Consider the following 24111-nt stretch of genomic DNA (forward strand, 5'->3'; position numbering starts at 1 on the left):
GCATGACCCCGGCGGCCCAGCAGACGGCCCACCAGACGGTCCAGCGCAGGGCGCACCTCCGGCCGCCGAGGCCCCCGCAGCTCGCGGGGGTCTCGGCGGCCGCGCTGCGCTCGGACCTGGAGCGCTCCGGGTGGACGGTGGAGGGCGTCGAGCAGCTCCTCGGCCCGGTGGCGGAGGCGGCGCTGCGCCGCGACTCCCACGTGCCGGCGCTGCGCGCCGCCCGGGCCGCGGGCGACGGCGACCCGGTGGGCGTGCTCACGAGGCTGTTCCTCCTGGCGCAGCCGGTGCCCCGCGCCGCCCTCGCCGCCGCCCTGCCGGCCACCGGCAGCGACGGCGCGGTGGCCGCCGGCCTCGTCGAGGCGGCCGGCGCCGCCCCCGACGACGCGGTGCGCGCCCTCGTGGACCTGCGCCCGCACGCCGCCGTCGACGCGCTCGGGGAGGTGGCCTGGTGGGTGGCCTCGGACCTGGGCGAGCACGCCCTGGGCGACGGGCAGCCGCTGCCGCCCGAGCACGTGCTGGGGATCGGCGGGGCGTCGGCGTCGCTGGCGCGCCTGGCCGTGCGCACGCCCGCGCAGCGGGTGCTCGACGTCGGCACCGGCAGCGGCGTGCAGGCGCTCCACGCCACCCGCCACGCCCGCTCGGTGGTGGCCACCGACACCTCCGCGCGCGCCCTGGGCTTCGCCGCCTTCAACGCCGCTGTCGCCGGGGTGGAGCTGGACCTGCGCCGCGGCAGCCTGCTGGAGCCCGTGGCCGGCGAGCGCTTCGACCAGGTGGTCTCCAACCCGCCGTTCGTCGTCACCCCGCGCGCCGCGGGCGTGCCGGGCTGGGAGTACCGCGACGGCGGCCTCGTGGGCGACGAGGTGGTCCGCCAGCTGGTCACCGGCCTCGGTGGGGTGCTCGCCCCCGGCGGCAGCGCGCAGCTGCTCGGCAACTGGGAGCACCGCGCCGGTGAGGGCTGGCGGGACCGCGTGCAGGGCTGGCTGGACGAGTCCGGCCTCGACGGCTGGGTGGTGCAGCGCGAGGTCATGGACCCGGCGCACTACGCCGAGACGTGGATCCGCGACGGCGGCCAGCGTCCCGGCCCTGAGGCCGACGCGCTGCTGGAGGCCTGGCTCGACGACTTCGCCGCCCGCGGCGTGGAGGCCGTCGGCCTGGGGTTCGTCGTCCTGCACGCGCCGCCCGCCGAGTCCTCGGCGCGCACGCGCTGGACCCGCGTGGAGGAGGTCACCGGTCCGCTGGAGCGCCCGCTCGGCGAGCACGTGGCCGCGGTGCTGGCGGCCCGTGACCGGCTGGCCGTCACCGACGACGACGCGCTGCTCGCCGCCCGCCTGCGGGTGGCCGACGACGTCACCGAGGAGCGGCACGCGCGCCCCGGCGAGGGCGGTCCGCGCGCGGTGCTGCTGCGCGCGGGCGGCGGGCTGGGCCGCGTCGCCTCCGTCGGGACGGCGCTCGCCGGCCTGGTGGGCGCCTGCGACGGCGAGCTGGAGGTCGGCCAGGTGGTCGGCGCGCTGGCGGTGCTGCTGGAGGTGGACGCCGGCGCGCTGCGCGCCGAGCTGCTGCCGCAGGTGCGCGGGCTCGTCGAGGACGGCCTGCTGGAGTGGACGTGATGCCGTGAGCGCCCCCACCAGCACCGGCGCGCGCAGTGCGGCGGTCGTGGTCGCCGGGGTGCTGGTCGCCGCCGCGTCCGCGGTGGGCGTGTGGGTGCTGCACCGCGTGTTCGTGCTGACCGCGCACGGGCAGGCCGTCGACGAGGCCGCGCTGGTCGGCGCGCGCACCCGGCTGTGGCGCCTGGAGGACGGCGCGAACGTCGTCCTCGACAGCGTCTCCGCGGTGGCGGTGCTCGCGGCGCTGGCCGTGGTGGCGGTGGTCGCCCTGGCGCAGCGCCGCGTGCGCCTGGCGGTGGCCGCGGTGGTGCTCGTCGGCGGTGCGCTGGCCACCACCCAGCTGGCCAAGCACGTCCTGCTGTCCCGGCCCGACCTCGACGTCACCTACGCCCTCGACAACTCCCTGCCGAGCGGCCACACGACCTTCGCCGGCGCCGTGTCCGCGGCGGCGCTGCTCGTGGCGCCGGTCCGGCTGCGGCCGCTGGTGGCCGTGCTCGGGGCGGCCTACACGTCCGCCATCGGGGTCGGCACCCTCGCGGCGGGCTGGCACCGCCCCAGCGACGCGGTGGCCGCCATGCTCGTGGTGCTGGCCTGGGGGGCCCTGCTCGCGCCGCTGGCGGGGGGCCGCCCGACGGCGGGGGTGGGGTCGGCCGGACGCGCCGCCGCCGTCGTCGTCCTCGTGGCCGGTGCGGTGGTGGGGCTCGGCGCAGCGGCCGCCGCGCTGGCCGTCACGTGGGCGGCGGTGCCCCCGGAGCCGACCGGTCGGCTGGGCCAGCTGGTGGCCGGAGCGGGCGGTGCGCTGGGGGTGGGCGGTGCCGCCTGCTCGGCCCTGCTGGTGCTCCTCCTGCTGCAGCGCTCCGCCGATCGATCGGCTGACCGAGCGGCTGACCGAGCGGCCGACCGAGGGCCTGGCCGGGCGGTCTCCGAGACGGCCGGCCAGGTGGCCGGTGCCGGGCCGGAGACGACGCCGGACGGGTGGCCCCGCCCCGCCGGCGGGGGACCGGCGCGCCGCGCGCCGGGGGCGGGGCCGGCGCAGCGGGAGGTACGGTGACCGCGCCGCAGCCGACGGCGAGGCCCGGGTCCCCCGGCTGAGCCGCCGCGCGGGACGCCCCCGGAGGGCTCACCGCTGACGGCCCGACCGCTCAGACACGCACCCGCTGGCCGCGCGCCAGCCCGACCGCCAGGAAGGCAGGCCCGTCCGTGGCCCGAAGCTCCACCTCCGCAGCGCCCGTGCGCCGGCTCGTCATCGTCGAGTCGCCGGCCAAGGCGCGCACCATCGCCGGCTACCTCGGCGACGGGTACGAGGTCGAGGCCAGCGTCGGCCACATCCGCGACCTGCCGCAGCCCTCCGAGCTGCCCGCGGAGATGAAGAAGGGCCCGTTCGGCAAGTTCGCCGTGGACGTGGAGAACGGCTTCGAGCCTTACTACGTGGTCGACGCCGACAAGAAGAAGAAGGTCACCGAGCTCAAGCGGGCCCTCAAGGAGGCCGACGAGCTCTACCTCGCCACCGACGAGGACCGCGAGGGCGAGGCCATCGCGTGGCACCTGCTGCAGACCCTCCAGCCCACTGTGCCGGTCAAGCGGATGGTCTTCCACGAGATCACCCGGGAGGCCATCCAGCGCGCCCTGGAGGCCACGCGCGACATCGACGCGCACATGGTCGACGCGCAGGAGACCCGCCGGATCCTCGACCGCCTGTACGGCTACGAGGTCTCCCCGGTGCTGTGGCGCAAGGTCCGCGCCGGCCTGTCCGCGGGCCGCGTGCAGTCCGTGGCCACCCGCATGGTCGTGGAGCGCGAGCGCGAGCGGATGGCGTTCCGCTCGGCGTCGTACTGGGACGTCCAGGCCGACCTGTCAGCGCAGGACCCGGCGTCCGCTGCCGCCCAGCGCTTCACCACCCGCCTCGTCTCCGTCGACGGCGCCCGCGTGGCCACCGGCCGCGACTTCGCCGACACCGGCCAGCTCACCGAGCGCGCCGCCGCCCTCGGCGCCGGGCTGGTGCGCCTGGACGAGGCCGCCGCCACCGCCGTCGCGCAGGGCCTGCGGGCCGCCGGCGCGCAGGGCCTGGCGGTGACCTCGGTGGAGACCAAGCCCTACTCCCGCAAGCCCGCGGCGCCGTTCACCACCTCCACGCTGCAGCAGGAGGCCAGCCGCAAGCTCGGCTCCTCGGCCCGCCAGACGATGCGCACCGCCCAGTCGCTGTACGAGAACGGCTGGATCACGTACATGCGCACCGACTCGGTGTCGCTGTCGCAGCAGGCGGTCAGCGCCGCGCGCTCGCAGGCGGCGCAGCTGTACGGCGCGGAGTACGTGGCGGAGAAGCCGCGCACCTACGCCTCCAAGGCGAAGAACGCGCAGGAGGCCCACGAGGCCATCCGTCCCGCCGGTGACGTCTTCCGCACCCCGGCGCAGGTGGCGGGCCAGCTGCGCGGCGAGGAGTTCCGCCTCTACGAGATGATCTGGCAGCGCACCGTCGCCAGCCAGATGGCCGACGCCCGCGGCTCCACCGCCACCGTGCGGATCGGGGGCTCGGTGGACGTCGTCGCCCCCGCCGGCGCTCCCGCGGGCGAGGGCACCTCGCCCACCGGCACGCTGCGGCCCGGTGCGCACCAGGTGGAGCTGTCCGCCTCGGGCACCGTCATCACCTTCCGCGGCTTCCTGGCCGCCTACGAGGAGGGGCGCGACGAGGAGCGCCACGGCTCGGGGGACGCCGAGCGGCGCCTGCCGCAGCTGGAGCAGGGACAGCGCGTGGACGTGCTGGCCGCCTCCGCCGACGGCCACGAGACCTCCCCGCCGCCGCGCTACACCGAGGCGAGCCTGGTGAAGGCCCTGGAGGAGCGGGGCATCGGGCGCCCGTCCACCTACGCGGCGACCATCGCCACCATCTCCGACCGCGGCTACGTGTGGCGCCGAGGCACCGCGCTGGTGCCCAGCTGGCTGGCGTTCGCTGTGGTGAGGCTGCTCGAGGAGCACTTCGACCACCTGGTCGACTACGACTTCACCGCCGAGATGGAGGACGACCTCGACAGGATCGCCAGCGGTTCCGAGGACCGCCGCGCCTGGCTGAGCCGCTTCTACTTCGGCACCGACGGCGCGGGCGGCTCCGCCGCCGCGGGTGGCGGCGCCGGCGGGGGTGCGCCGTCCCCGGCCGGGCGCACCGGGCTGAAGCCGCTGGTGGAGCACCTCGGCGACATCGACGCCCGCGGCGTCAACTCCCTCGACGTGGGCGAGGGCATCACGCTGCGGGTCGGCCGCTACGGCCCCTACCTCGAGATCCCGCCGGCGGAGGGTGCGCCCGAGGGCGCCGAGCCCCAGCGCGCCTCGGTCCCGGACGACCTCGCCCCCGACGAGCTGACCCCCGCCAAGGCCCGCGAGCTGCTGGAGACCGCCGGCGACGGCGAGCGCGAGCTCGGCACCGACCCGGCCACCGGCCGCACGGTGGTGACCCGCGCGGGGCGGTTCGGCCCCTACGTCACCGAGGTGCTCGAGGACGGCGCTCCCAAGAGCGCCAAGCCCCGCACCGCCTCGCTGTTCAAGAGCATGCAGCTGCAGACCGTCGGGCTCGACGAGGCGCTGAAGCTGCTGTCGCTGCCGCGCCTGGTGGGCACCGACCCCGCCACCGGCGAGGAGATCACCGCCCAGAACGGCCGCTACGGGCCCTACCTCAAGAAGGGCACCGACTCGCGGTCGCTCACCAGCGAGGACCAGCTCTTCGAGGTGACCCTGGAGGAGGCCCTCGCGCTGTACGCCGAGCCCAAGCGCGGTCGCGGCGGCCGGGCGGCGGCGGCGCCGCTGCGCGAGCTCGGCACCGACCCGGTGAGCGGCTCCCCGGTGGTGGTGAAGGAGGGGCGGTTCGGTCCCTACGTCACCGACGGCACCACCAACGCCACGCTGCGCACCGCCGACACGGTCGAGGCCGTGACCCTGGAGCGCGCCGCGGAGCTGCTGGCCGAGAAGCGCGCCAAGGGACCGGCCAAGGGCACCAAGGGCGGGGCGAAGACGGGGGCCAGGGCGGGCGCGAAGACCGCGACCAAGCGGGCCCCGCGCGCGAGCACCACCCGGTCGACGCCGGCCGGGGGCTGACGGGCTCGCGCGGCCGGGACAGGGGCTCGACCGTGAGGCGCACCGCGCCCGCCCGCACGCACCACCCGTTCGGCCCCCATCCGAGGGGCGAGCAGCGACGAACTGCTGCCAGGAGCACGGAGGAGGACCCGTGGGCCAGGAAGGGGTGAGTCGTGCCGGAGCAGGCGCAGGGCGCGGCGGTGACCCGCTGGCCGCGGCGATGGCCCGGGTGGCCGGGGGAGACCGGGACGCGTTCGCCGAGGTCTACGACGCCGTGGCGCCGAAGGTGCTCGGCGTGACGCGCGCCGTGCTGCGCAACCCGTCCCAGGCGGAGGAGGTGGCGCAGGAGGTGATGGTCGAGCTGTGGCGCCAGGCCGCGCGCTTCGACCCCGAGGCGGGTTCGGTCGGCGCCTGGGCGGCCACCATCGCCCACCGGCGCGCCGTCGACCGCGTGCGCTCCGTGCGGTCACGCGAGGACCGCGAGGACCGGGTGGCCGCCGGCGAGAACCGCACCGCCTACGACGACGTCTCCGAGCAGGTGCTGCAGCACGAGGACGAGACCCGCGTGCGGGCGGCGCTGGGCGGCTTGACGGACCTGCAGCGCGAGGCCGTGGTGCTCGCCTACTGGGGCGGGCGCACCTCCACGGAGATCTCCCAGCGCCTGGGCGTCCCGGTGCCCACCGTCAAGACGCGCCTGCGCGACGGGCTGACCCGGCTGCGCACCGAGATGACGCGCTCCGAGCCCGGAGCGGCACCCGCGGCGCGGACCGCCGGCTCGACGGTGAGGAGGACGACGTGAGCGAGCACGACCTGACCGCCGCCTACGCCGTCGACGCCCTCACCGGCGCCGAGGCGCGCGAGGCCGAGGCGCACCTCGCCGGCTGCGCGGCCTGCCGCGCCGAGCTGGCCGAGCTGCGCGAGGCCCTGGCCGACCTCACCGCCCCGGTGGAGCCCTCCGCCGCGCTGCGCGCCTCCGTGCTCGCGGCGCTGGACGACGTCGAGCAGCTGCCGCCCGCTCCGCCGTCGACCGCGGCAGCGCGGCCGGCCGCTGCGGCGACGACCACGCCCCCGTCCACCGCCGCTGTGGCGGAGGCGGCCCCGGAGCCCTCCGCCGAGGGCGGGGACGAGCTGGCGCTGCGGCGCGCCCGCCGGCGCTCCCGCAGCAGCCGCTGGCTGCCCGCGGTGGCCGCCGCTGCCGCCGCCGTCCTCGTGGCCGCCGCCGCTCTTGGCGGGTGGACCGCGCTGCGCTGGCGCGCCGACGCCGAGCGCGCCCAGCAGACGGCCTACGCCGTCGCGAAGATCGCCGCTGCCCCCGACGCCGTCACCGTGGCGGCGCAGGACGGCGGCGACGGATGGGGCTCCACCCGCGTGGTCGCCTCGGCGTCCCTGGGTGAGGCGGTGCTCGTGCCCACGGGCGTCGAGCAGGCGCCCCGCGGCCGCACCTGGCAGCTGTGGTGGGTCACCGGGGACCAGGCCCCCCGCTCCGCCGGCACCGTCTCGGACCCTGCGGACGCTCCTGAGGTGCTCCAGGGCGCCGCTGAGGGCGCCACCGCGGTGGCCGTGACGCTCGAGCCCGCCGGTGGCAGCACCGCCCCGACGAGCACCCCGGTGGCCGTCTACCCGCTCGCGGCGTGACCCCGCGCGGACCTCGGCGCACCACTGCTCCGGGTGGCTGTGCACGGACCGTCCGCGGTCAGCAGCCGCGGTTACATTGACCCGGTGACGAGCGCTGCGGTGCCGGGCGGCGCCGCCGCGACGGCCGGGACGACGACGGAGGACCACGGGGTGCGCGCGGTGCTGCGCATCCGGTCCTTCCGCCAGCTGTGGTGGTGCCTGGGCCTGTCCAGCCTGGGTGACTGGCTGGGCCTGCTCGCCACCACCGCGCTCGCGGTGAGCCTGTCCGGTGGCGCCCGGGACGCCTACGCCGCCGCCAACCTCGCCGTCGCCGGCGTCCTCGTGCTGCGCCTGGCGCCCGCCGTGGTCTTCGGCCCCCTGGCCGGCGTCGTCGCCGACCGCTGGGACCGCAAGACGACCATGGTCGTCGGCGACGTGCTGCGCGGCCTGCTCTTCGCCAGCATCCCGCTCGTCGGCACCCTGTGGTGGCTGCTCGTCGCGACGGTGCTCATCGAGGTGGTGGGGCTGTTCTGGACCCCCGCCAAGGACGCCACCGTCCCCAACATCGTCCCGCGGCCCTCGCTGGAGGCCGCCAACCAGCTGACGCTGGTGGTCACCTACGGCACGGCCCCGGTCGCGGCGCTGCTGTTCAGCGGCCTCTCCCTGCTCAACCCGGTGCTGCCCAGCGCCCTCGACGGGGTGGCCGTCTCCCTGTACCTCAACGCGGCCAGCTACCTCGTGGCCGCCCTGGTGGTGGCCCGCCTGGTGCTGCCGTCGCGCAGGACCGACGAGGACGGCACCGCGCCGGTGCCCGAGGGCGTGGGCCGCAGCATCGTCGAGGGCTGGCGCTACGTCTGGTCGACGCCGCTCGTGCGCGGCCTGGTGGTCGGGATGCTGGGCGCCTTCGCGGCGGGCGGCTTCGTCATCGGCGTCGCCCGGACCTTCGTGGAGGACCTCGACGCCGGCGACCCCGGCTACGGCGTGCTCTTCGCCGCGGTCTTCACGGGCCTGGCGCTCGGCATGTGGTCGGGGCCGCGGGTGCTGGCCGCGCTGCCGCGCTGGCGGCTCTTCGCGCTGTCCCTCGTCACCGCGGGCGTGGTGCTGTTCCCCCTGGCGCTGGTCCCCAACATCGTCATCGTCGCGGCCCTGTCGCTGGCGGTCGGCGCCTGCGGCGGCGTCGCCTGGGTGACCGGGTACACGCTGCTCGGGCTCGAGGTGGCCGACGAGGTGCGCGGGCGCACCTTCGCCTTCGTCCAGTCCTCCGCGCGCATCGTGCTGGTGGGCGTGCTGGCCCTGGCGCCGGCGCTGGCGGCGCTGTTCGGCACGCACCGCATCCAGGTCACCGACACCGCGGGCGTGACCTACAACGGCGCCGCGCTGACGCTGCTGGTGGCGGCGGTGCTGGCCACCGGCATCGGCCTGGCGGCCTACCGCACCCTCGACGACGGCCAGTCCGGCCCGCTGCGCGCGGACCTGGCCCGCGCCTGGCGCCTGCGCAGCACCGCGCGGCCCGAGCGCCGCCGCAGCGGCCCCGGCTTCTTCATCTCGCTGGAGGGCGGTGACGGGGCCGGCAAGAGCACCCAGGCCCGGCTGCTGGCCGCCTGGCTGCGCGAGCGCGGCCACGAGGTGGTCCTCACCCGCGAGCCCGGAGCCACCGAGCTGGGCCTCGGCATCCGGCAGCTGCTGCTCCACGGCGGCCACGTCTCCCCGCGCGCCGAGGCCCTCCTGTACGCCGCGGACCGGGCGCACCACGTCGCCGAGCTGGTGCGCCCGGCGCTGGCGCGCGGCGCGGTGGTGGTCACCGACCGCTACCTCGACTCCTCCGTCGCCTACCAGGGCGCCGGCCGGGCGCTGGAGGCCGACGAGGTCGCCTCGCTCTCGCTGTGGGGCACCGAGGACCTCCTGCCCGACGCCACCGTGCTGCTCGACCTGGCCCCCGAGGCCGCCCGCGCCCGCCTCGGGGAGCAGCTGGACCGGCTCGAGCGCGAGCCCGAGGCGTTCCACGAGGCCGTGCGCGAGCGCTTCCGGCAGCTGGCGCGCCGCAACCGGAGCCGCTTCCACGTGGTCGACGCGGGCGCAGCGGCCGAGGAGGTGGCGCGGGAGGTGCGCGAGCGCCTGGAGCCGCTGCTCCCCCCGCCGCCGCACCTCGACCGCCGCGCGCGGCCACCGGCACCCGAGCAGGACGCCGAGCAGCACGCCGGGCACGGGTCCGAGCACCGCACCGAGCGGCTGGACGAGCAGCCGGTCGAGCAGCCGCGTGCGGTCTCGCCGACCGGCCCCGGCCGCGACGTCGACCCCGCCGACGCCTGGGACGCCGGCCGGTGAGCGTCTGGGAGGACGTCGCGGGGCAGCCGGAGGTGGTCACCCAGCTGCGCGGGGCCGTCACCACGCCCTCGGCCATGACCCACGCCTGGCTGTTCACCGGGCCGCCGGGCTCGGGCCGCTCCACGGCGGCACGGGCCTTCGCCGCCGCCCTCCAGTGCGACCGCGAGGACCTCGCCGACCGCGGCTGCGGCACCTGCCACGCGTGCCGCACGGTGCTGGCCGGCACCCACGCCGACGTGCAGGTGGTGGCCACCGAGAAGCTCAGCATCGGGGTGGACGACGTGCGCGCGCTCGTGCAGCGCGCCGCCCGCGCCCCTTCGTCCGGCCGCTGGAGGGTGGTGCTCGTGGAGGACGCCGACAGGTTCACCGAGCACAGCGCCAACACGCTGCTCAAGTCGATCGAAGAGCCCCCGCCGCGCACGGTGTGGCTGCTGTGCGCTCCCAGCCCCGAGGACATGGTGACCACCATCCAGTCGCGCTGCCGCCCGGTGCGGCTGCGGGTGCCCCCTCCCGACGACGTCGCCGCCCTGCTGGTGCGCCGCGACGGGATCGACCCGACGATGGCGGCCTACGCCGCTCGTGCGGCGCAGAGCCACGTCGGGCTGGCCCGGCGCCTGGCGCGCGACGAGGGGGCCAGGCTGCGGCGCCGGCAGGTGCTGCAGCTGGCGTTCGAGGTGACGGGCGTGGGGGAGGCCGTGGTGCGGGCAGGGGAGCTGGTGGACGTCGCCTCCGAGGAGGCGGCCGCGACGACGGCGGAGCGCGACGCCGCCGAGCGCGCGGAGCTGCTGCGCTCGCTGGGCGCCGAGGCCGCCGGATCGCTCCCGCCGGCCCTGCGCTCGCAGGTCAAGGCCCTCGAGGACGACCAGAAGAAGCGCGCCACCCGCGCCCGCCGCGACGTGCTCGACCGGGCCCTGGTCGACCTCGCCTCCCTGTACCGGGACGTGCTGGTGGTGCAGCTGGGCGCCGGGGTGGACCTCGTCAACGCCGAGCTCGCCCGCGAGGTGGCGTCCCTGGCGCGCCGGGGCACCCCCGAGCAGACGCTGACCCGGCTCGACGCCGTCGCCACCGCCCGTCGCCGCATCGCCGCGAGCGTCAGCCCGCTCCTGGCCGTCGAGGCCATGGCCCTCGCCCTGCGCCCGTGACCGCTGCGCCTCCCCCCGTCCCGGGCCGTCCCGGACGCCGCCTCCTCCGCGGCGCCGCCCTGCTGGCCGCCGCGGCCCTGGCGCTGACCGCGTGCAGCGGGACGCCGGAGCCGACCGGCGGCGCCCCCACCACGCTGCCCCCGACGCCGTCGACGACGGCGGTGCCCGGCGAGCAGGCCACGGACCCCGCCTACGCCCGCTACTACGACCAGCGGGTCGACTGGTCCGACTGCGGTGGCGGCCTGCAGTGCGCCACGGTCGAGGTCCCCGTCGACTGGTCCCAGCCCGACCGGGACCGGCTGGGGCTGGCGGTGGCCCGGCACCCCGCGACCGACCCCTCGCGGAAGGTCGGCTCGCTGCTGGTCAACCCCGGCGGGCCCGGGGCCTCCGGCGTGGCGTGGCTGCGCGGAGGCGTCCAGGCGGTGGTCAGCGACGCGGTCGAGCAGCGGTACGACGTGGTCGCCTTCGACCCGCGCGGCACCGGCTCCTCCCAGCCCGTCCAGTGCCTGTCCGACGCCGAGTTCGACGCCTACCGGGCGGACCCGGCCGACCCGACCACGCCGACCGGACTGGCGGAGGAGACCAGCGAGGCGGAGCAGTTCGCCCAGGGGTGCGAGGTGGACGCCGGGCTGCTGCTCGGGCACCTGGGCACCGCGGACGCCGTCCGCGACCTCGACGTGCTGCGGGCGGCCGTCGGCTCCGAGCGGCTCGACTACCTGGGCAAGAGCTACGGCACGCTGCTGGGCGCCGAGTACGCCGGGCGCTTCCCGCACCGGGTGGGGCGGCTCGTGCTCGACGGCGCGCTCGACCCGGCCTCCAGCGCCACCGACGTCGACCTCGTCCAGGCCGAGGGGCTGGAGCAGTCGTTGCGGGCCTACGCGCAGGCCTGCTCGCAGCGCTCCGGCTGCGACCTGGGGAGCACGGCGGACGCCGTGGTGCAGCAGGTGCGCGACGTGCTCACGGCCGCGCGCAAGGAGCCCCTGGGCACCTCGGACCCGCAGCGGCCGCTCACCGCACCGCTGGCGTTCCAGGGCGTCATCGCCACCCTCTACGACTCGGGCACCTGGCCCCTGCTCGACAGGGCCGTCCGAGACGCCCGGGGCGGTGACGGCTCACGGCTCCTGCAGCTCGCCGACGCCTACGCGGGGCGCCAGCCGGACGGGACGTACAGCTCCAACATCCTCCAGGCCTTCACCGCGATCAGCTGCCTGGACCGCCCGGTGGACGCCAGTCCCGAGGGCATGGCCGCGGAGGCGGCCCAGCTCGAGCAGCGCTCGCCCACCTTCGGCCGCTCGCTGAGCTACGGGGCCCTGCAGTGCGGGGTGTGGCCGGTGCCGCCCACCCGCACGCCCGCCCCGGTGAAGGCCGAGGGCGCGGCGCCGGTCCTCGTCGTGGGCACCACGAACGACCCGGCCACGCCCTACGTGTGGGCGCAGTCGCTGGCCTCCCAGCTCTCCTCGGCGCGCCTGCTCACCTACCGGGGGGAGGGGCACACCGCCTACCGGAGGGGCTCGGCGTGCGTGGACGGCGCCGTGGACGGCTACCTGCTCAGCGGTGTGCTGCCCGGCCAGGACGCCACCTGCGACAGCTGACCGGCTGACGGGGCCCCGTCGGGAGGAGCTCCCAGCGCTCGTCAGCGGCTGGTCAGCGGCTGGTCAGCGGTGGTCGGCCTCGAGGGCGCGCAGGCGCACCCGGTCCTGGAGGCTCAGCGTCGACTCGTCGACGGCGGTCAGCACCAGGGGCGCGGGCCGCAGCTCGACGAGCGCGTCCTGCGGGCGGGCCGACCGCGGGCCCCGACCGGCGGAGGTGAGGTCCACCACGGGGCTGGTGCGGGCGCGGCGGGCGTCCAGGTCCACGACGGCTGCTGCCGGCGGCGGCAGCACCACGGCCAGGCCGGCGGAGCGCGGACCGGTGGGCGGGCCGCTGCGGAGCCGGCTGGGAGCGGGGGTGACGTCGTCGTGCATGCCAGGTCAACGGCGCGCCGACGCGCGGGCTTGAGCGGTTCGGCGTGTCCGGGCTGGCGCGCCGGGTATGGTGGACCCCGCTGCACAGCGTCCACCGCCGTGCACGCCGCCTTAGCTCAGTCGGCAGAGCGATTCACTCGTAATGAATAGGTCCGGGGTTCGATTCCCCGAGGCGGCTCCACGAAGCCCCCGCACCGGTCCCGGTGCGGGGGCTTCCTCGTCCCTGCGGTCCCCTCGCCGGCCGGATCTCGCACCGTGCCCACCGCAGCGTCGTGGACGGGCCTAGCCTCCGCCGGTGCGGCACCCCTCGCCGCTCGTCGCGCGACTGCGGGCGCCGGCGGGCCAGCACCCCTCCCGCGGAGTGCTGGCGGAGCTGCGCCGCGCGGTGATCTCCGGAGACGCCCCTCCGGGCAGCGCGATCCCGCTGCGCGAGGTGGCCGAGGCGTTCGGCGTCAGCCCGATCCCCGTGCGCGAGGCGCTGCAGGTGCTCGTGGGGGAGGGCCTCGTGGTGCACCGCGCCCACGCCGGGTACGCCGTGGCCCGGCTCTCGCGCAGCGAGCTGGCCGAGCTGTACGTGGTGCGCGGGGCGCTGGAGGAGGCGGCGCTGCGCGCAGCCGCTCCCCGCGCCACCGACGACGACGTCGACCAGGCCCACGAGGCGCTCGCGGCGTTGCGCGCGTGCCTCACCGACGGCGACGTGCGCAGCTACCACGAGCACAGCCGGGCCTTCCACGTGGCGCTCATGGCCCCGGCGGGGATGCCGCGCCTGCTGGGCATGGTGGAGCAGGCGTGGAACCTCACCGAGGCGGTGCAGCCCATGCGCTGGTCGACGTGGCAGGCGCGCGAGCGCCTCCACGCCGAGCACGCGCAGATGCTGGAGGCCTTCGCCGGCCGTGACGCCGACGCGCTCGTGGCGGTGGCGCGGGCCCACCAGCGGCGGCTGGGGGACGTCGTCGCCGACGTCCCCCTCGACGAGGAGCCCGGGTGAGGTGGTCCGCCGTGGTCGTGCGAGATATACGACGAGGGCAACCCGGTGGCAACACGGGCTTCCTAGCGTCGTCGGTCAGCAGCTCAGACCGCCCCGTCCCGAGGAGACCCCGTGCCTGATACCTCCACGCGCCGGTCCGGCGCCAGCAGCGCCCCGCCGGCCGCCGGCGTCGTCGTCGGCAGTCCCACCGCGGCAGCGCCCGTGGCCGCGCACGGCGCCGCCGGGGACGCGGTCATCAAGGCCGGCTACGACCCGCGCCTGACCAACGCCGACCTCGCCCCGCTGCGCGAGCAGAAGTGGGGCTCGTACAACCTCTTCGCGTTCTGGATGTCGGACGTGCACAGCGTCGGCGGGTACGTCACCGCGGGCAGCCTGTTCGCCCTCGGCCTGGCGAGCTGGCAGGTGTTCGTGGCGCTCATCGCCGGCATCACCATCGTCTACGTCCTGTGCAACCTCGTGGCCAAGCCGAGCCAGGTCACGGGCGTGCCGTACGCCGTCGTCAACCGGGCCGTGTTCGGCGTCAAGGGCGCCAACATCCCCGCGATCATCCGCGGCGCCATCGCGGTGGCCTGGTACGGCATCCAGACCTACCTCGCCTCGGCCGCGCTCGACGTCGTCCTCATCCGGCTGTGGCCGGGCCTGGCCCCCTACGCCGACGCCTCCCAGCACGGCTTCCTCGGCCTGAGCGTGCTCGGCTACGCCACGTACGCCTTCCTGTGGGCGGTGCAGGCGGCGGTGTTCTGGCGCGGCATGGAGGCCATCCGGCGCTTCATCGACTTCTGCGGCCCCGCGGTCTACGTCGTGATGTTCGTCCTGTGCGGGTACCTGCTGGTCAAGGCCGACTTCGACGTGTCCCTCACCCTGTCGGAGGTGTCCCTGACGCCGCTGCAGCAGCTCGGGACCATGCTCTCGGCCACGGCCCTGGTGGTGGCCTACTTCTCCGGCCCGATGCTCAACTTCGGTGACTTCTCCCGCTACGCCCGCACCTTCGGTGCCGTGAAGAAGGGCAACTTCCTCGGGCTGCCGGTGAACTTCGTGCTGTTCTCCCTCCTGACAGTCCTGACGGCCGCCGCGACGCTGCCCGTGTACGGCCGCCTCATCACCGACCCGGTGGAGACCGTCGCGCAGATCGACTCCACGTTCGCCGTCGTCCTCGGTGCGGTGACGTTCACCACGGCCACCATCGGCATCAACATCGTCGCCAACTTCATCGCCCCGGCGTTCGACTTCTCCAACGTCAACCCGCAGAAGATCTCCTGGCGCGCCGGCGGCATGATCGCCGCGGTCGGCTCCGTGGTGCTCACCCCGTGGAACTGGTACGCCGACGACACCGCCATCCACTACACGCTGGGCATCCTCGGGGCGCTCATCGGCCCGCTGTTCGGCGTGCTCATCGCCGACTACTTCCTCGTGCGCAAGCAGCGCATCGCCGTCGACGCCATGTACTCCATGGACGAGCGCGCCGGCTACTGGTACCGCAACGGCTACAACCCCGACGCCGTCATCGCCACGGGCATCGCCGGCGGGGTGGCCATCGCCTCGGTGCTGCTGCCCCGCCTGGTCGATGAGGCGCTGTGGATCAGTGACTGGTCCTGGTTCATCGGCTGCGGCCTCGGCCTGGTGGTCTACCGCGCCCTCGCCCTGCGCCCCGGCTCCCCGACGCTGACCGCCATGGCGGTCGCCGAGGGCGGCAGCGGCATGACGGACGGCTCTATCGTCACCGACGAGACCCCGCAGGTGGTGGACGTCAGGTGATCGTCGACGTCGTCAACCCCAACACCACGGGGTCCATGACGGCGCTCGTCGCGGAGGGTGCCCGGGCCGCAGCCGGCCCGGGCACCACCGTGCGCGCCGTCACCTCCCGCTCCGGTCCGGCGAGCATCGAGAGCCACTACGACGAGGCGCTCGCCGTTCCCGGTCTGCTCGAGGCGGTGCTCGAGGGCAGCGCCACCGGGGCCGACGCGCACGTCGTGGCCTGCTTCGGAGATCCGGGCCTGGACGCCTGCCGCGAGGTGGCCCGCGGGCCGGTGCTCGGCATCGCCGAGGCCGCCATGCACGCCGCGGTGCTCGTCGGCCGGTCCTTCAGCGTGGTGACGACGCTGGCGCGCACCGCGCCGCGCGCCCGCGAGCTCGCCGTCCGCTACGGCTTCGGGGAGCACTGCGCCGGCGTGCACGCCTGCGAGATCCCGGTGCTCGAGCTCGAGACCGACCCGTTGGCCCGGGCCACCATCGCCGCCGCGTGCGCGAGGGCCCTCGACGACGACGACAGCGACGTGCTCGTCCTCGGCTGCGCCGGCATGACCGACCTCGCCGCGTCGCTGTCGGACGAGCTGGGCGTGCCCGTCGTCGACGGCGTGGCCGCGGCGGTGGGCATGGCGCAGGCGCTCGTGCTGGCGGGGTTGTCCACGAGCCGGCGCGGGGAGTACGCACGGCCCCCGGCCAAGGCCTACGCCGGCGAGCTGCAGCGCTTCGCGCTGCGCTGAGCCGGCGGCGCGGGGTGTGCCCGCGCCGCTGGCGATCTCGAGGCGCCCTGGTGTTCGCTGACCCGGTGCAGCCGGGGGTGAGCGACGGCGTCCTGGTCGGCGTCCTGGGAGACCTCGAGGTGGTGGTCGACGGGCGCCCGGTGGCGGTGGGCGGCGCCGTCCCGCGGGCCCTGCTGCTGCGCCTCGTCCTGGCGCGCGGCGCGACGGTGCTCGACGCCGCGCTCCACGAGGACCTGTGGGACGGCGCGCCCCCGCCCAGCGCGGCGGGCACCACCCAGGCGCACGTCTCGCGCCTGCGGCGGACCCTCCTGCCCGCGGGGTCGACGGGTGCCCCGCGACCTGCCGCCCCTGCTGGTCCTGCCGGCGCCGGCAGGACCAGCAGGGGCGGCGAGGCCGCCGCGCCGGTGCAGCCCCTGGTCCGCCGCGGGCCCGGGTACGCCCTGCTGCTGCCCGACGCCGCCGTCGACGCCCACCGCTTCGAGCGGCTCGCCGTCGAGGGGCGTGACCAGCTGGAGGCGGACCCCGCGCGCGCCGCCGCGCTGCTCGAGCAGTCACTGCGGCTGTGGCGCGGGCCCGCCCTCGCCGACGTGGCCGACCGCCCCTGGGCCGCGCCCGAGGCCGAGCGGCTGCAGCAGCTGCTGCTGTCGGCCAGGGAGGACGCGGTGGCGGCCCAGCTGGCGCTCGGCGACGACGCCGCCGCCGCCGGAGCCGCCGCCTCGCTCACCGCCGAGCACCCGCTGCGCGAGCGCGGGTGGGAGCTGCTGGCCGTGGCGCTGTACCGCCAGGGCCGCCAGGCGGACGCGCTGGGGCGCCTCGCTGAGCTGCGCTCCCTGCTGCAGGCCGAGCTCGGCGCCGAGCCGGGGCCGCGCGTGCAGGACCTGCTCCGGCGCCTGCTCGCCCACGACCCCGACCTGCTGCTGCCCGCCGTCGCCGTCGCCGTCGTCGTCCCGAGGAGCGCTGAGGGGACCGGCGCGGCGGAGCGGGTCGTGCCGGTCGGCCCGCCCGTGCGCTCGACCAACCTGCCGCTGCCCGCGACACCCCTCGTGGGCCGCGCCGCGGAGCTGGAGGAGGTCGGCCGGCTCGTGCGGGAGCACCGCCTCGTCACGCTCACGGGCCCGGGCGGCACCGGCAAGACCCGGCTCGCGCTGGAGGTGGCCCGGCGCCGTGACGACGCCGACGGTCCCTGGCTGGTCGCCCTCGGCCCCGTGCCGGCTCCACCCGTGGTCGACCCGACCGGTGGTGACAGCCCCGTGCTGCGGGCGCTGTCCGCGGCCCTGGGCCTGGCCGTGCCGCTCACGGGAGACCGGGCCACCGACACCGCCACCGTGGTCCGCGTGCTGCGCGAGCGCGAGGCGCTGGTGGTCCTCGACGACTGCGAGCACCTCCTCGACGACGCCGCCGCCGTCGCCGAGGACCTCCTCCACCACTGCCCCCGCCTGCGGCTCCTCGTGACCAGCCGGGAGGCGCTGCGCGCCGAGGGCGAGCGCACCCACGAGGTGCCCACGCTGTCGGGCGGCGTGGACGGGGACGCCGTCCGCCTCTTCCTCGCCCGCGCGGAGGCCTCCGCTCCGGGCTGGCGGCCCACCCCCGAGGAGCTGCGCGGCCTGGACCGCCTGTGCACCGCCCTGGACGGCCTGCCGCTGGCGCTGGAGCTGTCCGCCGCCCAGCTGCGCGCCCTCACCCTGGAGGACCTGCTCGGCCTCCTCGACGACCACGAGTCCCTCCTGCGCGGAGGGCGCCGGGGGGACACGCGCCACCAGACGATGCAGGGGACCATCGCGTGGTCGTACGACAGGCTCAGCCCCGACGAGGCGGAGGTCCTCGCCTCCCTGTCGGTGTTCGCCGGGGCGTTCGACCTCGACGCCGCGCGGGAGGTCCTGGCCCGCCCCGACGCGGTGACCGCGGTCGCCGACCTCGTCGCCCGCAGCCTGGTCTCCGTCTCCGCCCCCGGGGCGCCGCGCCGCTTCTGGCTCCTCGGAGTGGTCCGCCGCTTCGCCGCCGCGCGCCTCGACCCCGCGCGCCGCGCCGCGCTGGTGGCCCGGCACACCGCCTGGGTGGTGCGGCTGGCCGAGGCGGCTCCGCCCGACCTGCGCGGTCTGGCCGGCACCGAGGCGATGGCCCGCCTGGACGCCGCCGCCGCGGACGTCGACGCCGCGCTCGCCGCGGCCTCCCCGGGCGATGCCGTGCGCATCGGCACCGGGGCGCACTGGTCGCTGTACGCCAGGCCGTCCCGCACCGCCCCCAGCGCCGCCCGGCTGCGCGCGGCGCTGGAGGCGCTGGACGCCGACCCCGCGCTCGACCCCGGCGTCGGCCCGGCCCTGCGCTCCTACGGCTGGACCTGCGTCAGCCTCTTCGCCCGCCTCCTCGGAGACCCGGCGGCGTCCTCCGCGGCGCTCGCACGCGCCGCGGAGCTGGCGGAGCTGACCGACGACCCCCGCACCCGCGCCCGCGTGCTCACCAACCGCGCCTTCTGGCGCGCCGTCGCCGACGGGGACGCCGACGGTGCCCGCGGCGACGCCCTGGCGGCCCTCGGCGTCGCCGAGCAGGCGCGCTCGGGCGTCATCGAGGCGGACGCGCTGCTCTCGCTCGGCGTCGCCGAGCTGCACGGGGGCGCCCTGGCGGAGGCCGTGGAGGTCTTCGAGCGGTGCGTGGCCGCCGCCGACCCGTCAGGGACCCCTTCGGTGGCCCTCGCGGCGCGCCAGATGCAGGCGAAGGCCGAGCTGGCGCTGGGCCGCACCGCCCCGGCCTGGCGCGCCGCCGCCGACTTCGGCGAGCGGGCCTGGGCGCTGGGGGAGGCCCTCGCCTGGATCTCGGCCATGTGCCAGGTGGCCGCCGTGCTGGTGCGCCGCGGCAGGGCCGAGGACGCCGCCGTCGTGCTCGCGGCCGCCGAGGCCCAGGGCGCGCGCACCGGCGCCTCCCCGCGCCTGTTCGACCCCGACGTCGTCCTTTGCGCTCAGGAGGTGGAGGCGGCGCTGCCCGCAGGTGTGCGCACCGCCGCCGCTGCCCGGGGCGCCGCGCTGCCGCCGGAGGAGCACCTGCGGCTCGTCCGCGCCCTGGCGGCGGACGACGGCGTCCTCGTCGGCAGTCGAGCGGCCCGCTGACGGGCCGGCTGGCGCTCCGGGTGACCCGCGGCTGACCCGGTGGGCCTACGTGGCGACCCTGCGCGCTCGAGCGGTCACGCTGGGTCCAGTCATGGGCGAAGGGGGTGGTGCCCCACCCCCACGGCGTGCTACCCCTGCCCGCAGACGGGGGTCCAGGGCAGGGCCGCGGGACGGCGGTGTGCCGGTGGACGGGGGAGCTGACGGGTGGGGGACCAGGACGGCCGGGGCACCGGCGTGCGCGTGGAGGTGCTGGGCCCGCTGAGGGTCCTCGTCGACGGCCAGGAGGCCGCGCTCGGCGGCCCGGTGCCCCGGGCGCTGGTCCACCGGCTGGCCCTCGCCGACGGCGCCATGGTCACCGACACCGCCCTGCAGGAGGACCTGTGGGGCGAGGACCAGCCCGCCTCTGCGGCCACCACCCTCCAGGCCCACGTCGCGCGCCTGCGCCGCGCGCTGGAGCCCGGCCGCTCGGCGCGCGACGCCACCGCGCTCGTGCGCCGCGGCCCCGGCTACGCCCTCGTCGCCACGAGCTCCGACGCCGCTGACTTCGAGCGCCTCGCCGCCCGCGGCCGCACGCTGCTCACCATCGACCCCACCGCGGCGGCCGAGGCCCTGGAGCAGGCCCTGGCGCTGTGGCGCGGCCCGGCGCTCGCGGAGGTCGCGCAGCGCGGCTGGGCTGCACCGGAGGTGCGGCGGCTGGAGCACCTGCTGGCCGCCGCCCGCGAGGACCGCGTCGCGGCGGAGCTGGAGCGCGGTGACGACGCCGCTGCCTCCGCGGGCGCGTCCGCGCTGGTGGCCGCCGAGCCCCTGCGCGAGCGCGGCTGGGAGCTGCTGGCGCTGGCCCTGCACCGCCAGGGCCGGCGCACCGAGGCGCTGGCCGCGCTGGACCAGCTGGCCGAGCGCCTGGCCGACGAGCTCGGTGCCGACCCGGGACCGTCGGCGACCGCGCTGCGGGCGGCCGTGGAGGCCTCCGACCCCGCCCTGCAGCGCCGCGAGGCGGCGCCCGCGCCCCGCGGCGACGGCTCGGGCGGACGACGGCCCATCGCCGCGACGTCCAACCTGCCCGCCCCCGCCTCCGCCCTGGTCGGGCGCGAGCGCGAGGTCGCCGAGGTCGCCGCGCTGCTCCGGGAGCACCGCCTGGTCACCCTCACGGGCACCGGGGGCGCCGGGAAGACGCGGCTGTCGCTGGAGGTGGCGCGCCGCCGCGAGGACGCCGACGGGCCGTGGCTCGTGGAGCTGGCCTCCCTCGCGGACGCGCGCCTGGTGCCCGAGGTGGTCGCCACCGCGCTGGGGCTGGTGCCCCCGGGCGGCGCGAGCGCCTCGGCGGCCCTCGCCGCCGTGCTGCACCACCGCGAGCTGCTGCTCGTCCTGGACAACTGCGAGCACGTCGTGGACGGGGCCGCGGCCTTCGTCGAGGTCCTCCTCGCCTCCTGCCCGGGGGTGCGCGTGCTGGCCACCAGCCGCGAGCCGCTCCTGGTGGCCGGCGAGCGCACCCACGAGGTGCCCGTGCTCTCCGGTGGTCCCGACGGCGAGGCCGTCGCGCTCTTCGTGGACCGGGCCCGCGCCGCCTCCCCGGCCTGGGAGCCGACCCGCGAGGACCTCGAGCGCGTCGCCGAGGTGTGCGCGGCGCTCGACGGCCTGCCGCTGGCGGTGGAGCTGGCCGCGGCGCAGATCCGCGTGCTCACCCTGGCCGACGTGGCCGCCCTCGCCGACGACGGCTCCAGCCTGGGCACGCTGCTGCGGGGCGGTCGCCGCACCACCTCCCGGCACGGCACCATGCAGGCGGCCGTCGCCTGGTCCTACGACCGGCTCACCCCGGCCGAGCGGGAGGTCTTCTGCGACCTGTCGGTGTTCTCCGGGGGCTTCACCCTCGACGCCGCGCGCCGCGTGCTCGACCGCCCCGACGTCGTCCCCGTGGTGGCGGACCTCGTGGGGCGCAGCCTGGTGGTGGCCTCCCGCCCCGGTGCCCAGCGCCGGTTCCACCTGCTCGAGCCGCTGCGCCAGCACGCCGCGGAGCGGCTCGACCCGGCCCGCCGCGAGGTGCTGGCCGGGCGGCGGGTGGAGTGGGTGGCCGAGCTCGCCGCCCACGCCGACCCCTCCATGCGCGGTCGCCTCGCGGCGCTCGAGACCGACCGCCTCCACGACGAGGCCGGCAACATCCGCGCCGCGCTGTCGGACGGCGACCCCGCCGTCGTCCTGAGGATCGCCAGCGGGTTCTTCTGGTTCTGGTACCGCGAGGGCCTGGTGGCCGAAGGACTGGGGCACCTGCTGCCCGCGCTGGCGGCGGTCGCGCCGGACCCGCACGGCGAGCCCGACGCCGCCACCCGCGCCCGCGCGTGGAGCGGCGCGGCGCTGCTGAGCTACCTCGCCGGTGACCTGGCGGGGGTCGGCTGCGCGCTGGTGCAGGTGGGCGAGCACGCGGCGCGCTGCGACGACCCGCTGGTGCAGGCGCAGTCGCTGGCGCTGGTCGCCTACTTCGAGGCCGGTGGCGGGCAGGTGGAGGCGGCCCGCGGCCACGGCCAGGCGGCCCTGGCCATCAGCGAGGCGCTCGGCCACGCGGCGACGCGCGCGGAGTCGCTCATGGTCCTCGGCGAGGTGGAGCGCCAGGACGGCGACCTCGACGCGGCGGTCGAGCGCCTCGAGGCGGCCGTCGCCGAGGCCGACGCGTGCGGCTACTCGTGGGTGGGCCTGAGCTCGCGCTGGACGCAGTCCAAGGTCGAGGCCTCCCGGGGACGCCTCGGGGCCGCCTGGAGCGCGCTCCTCGACAGCCTCGAGCGCGGCTGGGCGGTGGGCGAGACGACGTCGTGGTTGGTGGGGCTGTCCACCGCGAGCCACCTGCTGCACCGCGACGGACGGCCCGAGGAGGCCGCGCGGCTGGCGGGCGCCGTGGCCTGGCAGGCGGGGCGCATCGGCTACTCGCCCGCCGCCATGGACGCCGACCTGGACCGCTACGCCGTCGAGCTGGCCGCCGACGTCGCCCCCGACGCGTACGCGGCGGCCGCGGCCAGCGGCCGGGACCTCACCGCGGCGCAGGCGATGGACCTGGTGCGCCGGCTCGGCGAGGAGGTGCTCGCTGTGGAGGCGCTCGGCGGGAACGGGCCCGGCGGGAACGGGCCCGGTGGGGACGGGCCCGGTGGGGACGCGCCGGGTGAGCAGGCCGTCGTCGCGGCTCCGGCGGGGCGGTCCTGACGGCCCCGCCGCCGGGCGCCGCCGACGAGCCGCCGCCCCTCCGGCCCGCCGGAGGGCCAGCCCCAGCCCCGGGGGTGGGGCTGGCCCCACCCACCAGACGCCGGGTCGCACCATGGTCGCGGAACCGGGCCGCGACCAGGCTCTTCCCCATGACGAACACCACCACGGCGCCGCTGGCGACGACGGCCCCCGCCGCCTCGCCCGCCGCTCCCCGCCCCGCCTCGTCCGTGGTCCTCGGGTGGCTCCGCCGGACCCCCGGAGACCTCCTCTACCTGCTCACCGGCATGCCCGTCGCGCTCGTCTCGACGGTGGTGCTGTGGTCCCTGGCCAGTCTCGTGACCAGCCTGGCGGGCAGCGTGGTGCTGATCCCGCTGGCGCTCGTGGCGCTGCTGGCCGTGCTGGCGTGCGCCCGCGGCTTCGCGCACGTCGAGAGGTTCCGGCTGGCGTGGACGGGGGAGCGGATCCCCGCCCCCGCGCGGGCCGGCTCGCCGCTCACCCCGCCCGCCCCCACCCGCACCGGTCCCTGGTGGCGCTGGTGGGACTGGCTGCGCGACGGCCAGCTCTGGCTCGACCTGCTCCACGGCTCCATCGCCATCGCCCTGGCCACCGTCACCTGGTCGATCACCGTCGCGTGGCTGGCCACGGGCCTGGCGGGCGTCAGCTGGTGGGCCTGGGGCGACCGCGCCCAGGCCGCGGCCGCTCCGGGCACCGTCTCGGTCGCCGGGATCGACTCCCTGCCCGTGGTCTGGCAGGTGCTCGTCGGTGCCGCCCTGCTCGTGACGCTCGTGCCGGTGGCCCGCGGCCTGGCCTTCGCCCACGCGGCCTTCGCTCGCGGCACCATCGGCAACTCCTCGGTGCGGGCCCTGGCCCAGCGCGTCGAGGTGCTCACGGCCAGCCGCGCCGCCGCCTCCGACGCCGAGGCCGCCGCCCTGCGGTCCCTGGAGCGCGACCTGCACGACGGCCCCCAGCAGCGGCTGGTGCGCATGGAGATGGACCTCGCCGCCACCCAGCGCCGCCTGGCCGCCGGTGACGCCGAGGCCGCTGCGACCGCGCTCGGCGAGGCGCGCCAGCAGGCGCAGGAGGCCCTGGCCGAGCTGCGGGCCCTCTCCCGCGGCATCGCCCCGCCGGTGCTGGCCGACCGCGGCCTCGTGGCGGCGGTCGAGTCGCTCGCCTCGCGCAGCGCCGTCCCCACCACCGTACGGACCACCGCGCTGGGGCGGGTGCCCAGCGGGGTGGAGCGCGCCGCCTACTTCGTGGTGGCCGAGGCGCTGACCAACGCGGCCAAGCACAGCGGCGCCCGCGCCGCCGTGGTCGACCTGGCCGTCAGCGCCGCCCCGGAGGGCCGCTGGCTGGTGGTCAGGGTGGAGGACGACGGCGTCGGTGGCGCCGACCCGGCCAGCACCACCGGCACCGGCCTGCGCGGTCTGGCGGCCCGCGCGCAGGCGGTGGACGGCGCGCTGTCCGTGGCCAGCCCCGCCGGCGGCCCGACCGTGGTGGAGGCCCGCCTTCCGCTGCCCTGACCCATCCCCTCCCTGATCATGGGAGACACCGACAGGAACGGCCGTGATCATGGGCGTCGCCACCAACGGCGTCCGTGATCACGGTCGTTCCTGTGAGCAGCGCCCATGATCACGGGGGTGCG

At 77.4% G+C, this 24111-nt stretch carries 15 protein-coding genes and 1 tRNA gene; 15 read left to right on the forward strand and 1 reads right to left on the reverse strand.

Features of this window, described 5'->3' with window-relative positions; all coding sequences use genetic code 11:
• Positions 1-2 precede the first annotated feature (2 nt).
• The 8 genes from FMM08_RS20310 to FMM08_RS20340 all read left to right on the forward strand — a co-directional run bounded on the left by FMM08_RS20310 (position 3) and on the right by FMM08_RS20340 (position 12339).
• On the forward strand, positions 3-1607 hold the full coding sequence (locus FMM08_RS20310; RefSeq protein ID WP_147928168.1) for a DUF7059 domain-containing protein: 1605 nt from the start codon (positions 3-5) through the stop codon (positions 1605-1607).
• Positions 1608-1611: 4 nt separating this feature from the next.
• Positions 1612-2655 carry a phosphatase PAP2 family protein gene (locus FMM08_RS20315; RefSeq protein WP_147928169.1) on the forward strand — a complete coding sequence of 348 codons (1044 nt, stop codon included), beginning with the start codon at positions 1612-1614 and terminating at the stop codon, positions 2653-2655.
• A 149-nt stretch (positions 2656-2804) separates the two neighbouring features.
• Entirely contained in the window at positions 2805-5687 is a 2883-nt protein-coding gene (topA, locus tag FMM08_RS20320; protein ID WP_222711007.1) for a type I DNA topoisomerase, read from the forward strand.
• Positions 5688-5832: 145 nt separating this feature from the next.
• On the forward strand, positions 5833-6465 hold the full coding sequence (gene sigK / locus FMM08_RS23205) for an ECF RNA polymerase sigma factor SigK (RefSeq protein ID WP_222711008.1): 633 nt from the start codon (positions 5833-5835) through the stop codon (positions 6463-6465).
• On the forward strand, positions 6462-7301 hold the full coding sequence (locus FMM08_RS20325) for an anti-sigma factor (protein ID WP_187279897.1): 840 nt from the start codon (positions 6462-6464) through the stop codon (positions 7299-7301). The genes sigK and FMM08_RS20325 overlap by 4 nt, the downstream gene beginning before the upstream one ends.
• 84 nt (positions 7302-7385) lie before the next feature.
• The gene (gene tmk / locus FMM08_RS20330) at positions 7386-9605 is read left to right on the forward strand and encodes a dTMP kinase (RefSeq protein WP_255472651.1); all 2220 of its coding nucleotides are present in this window, start codon (positions 7386-7388) and stop codon (positions 9603-9605) included.
• A complete protein-coding gene (locus tag FMM08_RS20335; RefSeq protein ID WP_147928171.1) occupies positions 9602-10747 on the forward strand; it encodes a DNA polymerase III subunit delta' in 1146 nt (381 codons plus the stop codon). The genes tmk and FMM08_RS20335 overlap by 4 nt, the downstream gene beginning before the upstream one ends.
• Positions 10744-12339: an alpha/beta hydrolase gene (locus FMM08_RS20340; RefSeq protein WP_147928172.1), complete on the forward strand. Its 1596-nt coding sequence runs from the start codon at positions 10744-10746 to the stop codon at positions 12337-12339. The genes FMM08_RS20335 and FMM08_RS20340 overlap by 4 nt, the downstream gene beginning before the upstream one ends.
• Positions 12340-12402: 63 nt before the next feature.
• On the opposite strand, the gene FMM08_RS20345 is transcribed toward FMM08_RS20340, so the two are convergent.
• Entirely contained in the window at positions 12403-12711 is a 309-nt protein-coding gene (locus FMM08_RS20345) for a hypothetical protein (protein WP_147928173.1), read from the reverse strand.
• Between the two features lie 105 nt (positions 12712-12816).
• On the opposite strand from FMM08_RS20345, the gene FMM08_RS20350 reads away from it, so the two are divergent.
• The 7 genes from FMM08_RS20350 to FMM08_RS20380 all read left to right on the forward strand — a co-directional run bounded on the left by FMM08_RS20350 (position 12817) and on the right by FMM08_RS20380 (position 23989).
• A tRNA-Thr gene (locus tag FMM08_RS20350) sits at positions 12817-12892 on the forward strand.
• Positions 12893-13006: 114 nt separating this feature from the next.
• On the forward strand, positions 13007-13699 hold the full coding sequence (locus FMM08_RS20355) for a GntR family transcriptional regulator (RefSeq protein ID WP_147928174.1): 693 nt from the start codon (positions 13007-13009) through the stop codon (positions 13697-13699).
• Between the two features lie 201 nt (positions 13700-13900).
• The gene (locus tag FMM08_RS20360) at positions 13901-15454 is read left to right on the forward strand and encodes an NCS1 family nucleobase:cation symporter-1 (RefSeq protein WP_147928219.1); all 1554 of its coding nucleotides are present in this window, start codon (positions 13901-13903) and stop codon (positions 15452-15454) included.
• Positions 15451-16182 (forward strand): aspartate/glutamate racemase family protein, encoded by a 732-nt coding sequence (locus FMM08_RS20365; RefSeq protein WP_147928175.1) that lies wholly within the window; start codon positions 15451-15453, stop codon positions 16180-16182. The genes FMM08_RS20360 and FMM08_RS20365 overlap by 4 nt, the downstream gene beginning before the upstream one ends.
• A 50-nt stretch (positions 16183-16232) precedes the next feature.
• A complete protein-coding gene (locus tag FMM08_RS20370) occupies positions 16233-19283 on the forward strand; it encodes an AfsR/SARP family transcriptional regulator (protein WP_187279898.1) in 3051 nt (1016 codons plus the stop codon).
• A 204-nt stretch (positions 19284-19487) separates the two neighbouring features.
• The gene (locus FMM08_RS20375; protein WP_147928177.1) at positions 19488-22469 is read left to right on the forward strand and encodes an AfsR/SARP family transcriptional regulator; all 2982 of its coding nucleotides are present in this window, start codon (positions 19488-19490) and stop codon (positions 22467-22469) included.
• Positions 22470-22618: 149 nt separating this feature from the next.
• Positions 22619-23989 (forward strand): sensor histidine kinase, encoded by a 1371-nt coding sequence (locus FMM08_RS20380; protein WP_147928178.1) that lies wholly within the window; start codon positions 22619-22621, stop codon positions 23987-23989.
• Positions 23990-24111: the final 122 nt, after the last annotated feature.

The organism is Quadrisphaera setariae, from assembly GCF_008041935.1.
GTDB classification, from domain to species: Bacteria; Actinomycetota; Actinomycetes; order Actinomycetales; family Quadrisphaeraceae; genus Quadrisphaera; species Quadrisphaera setariae.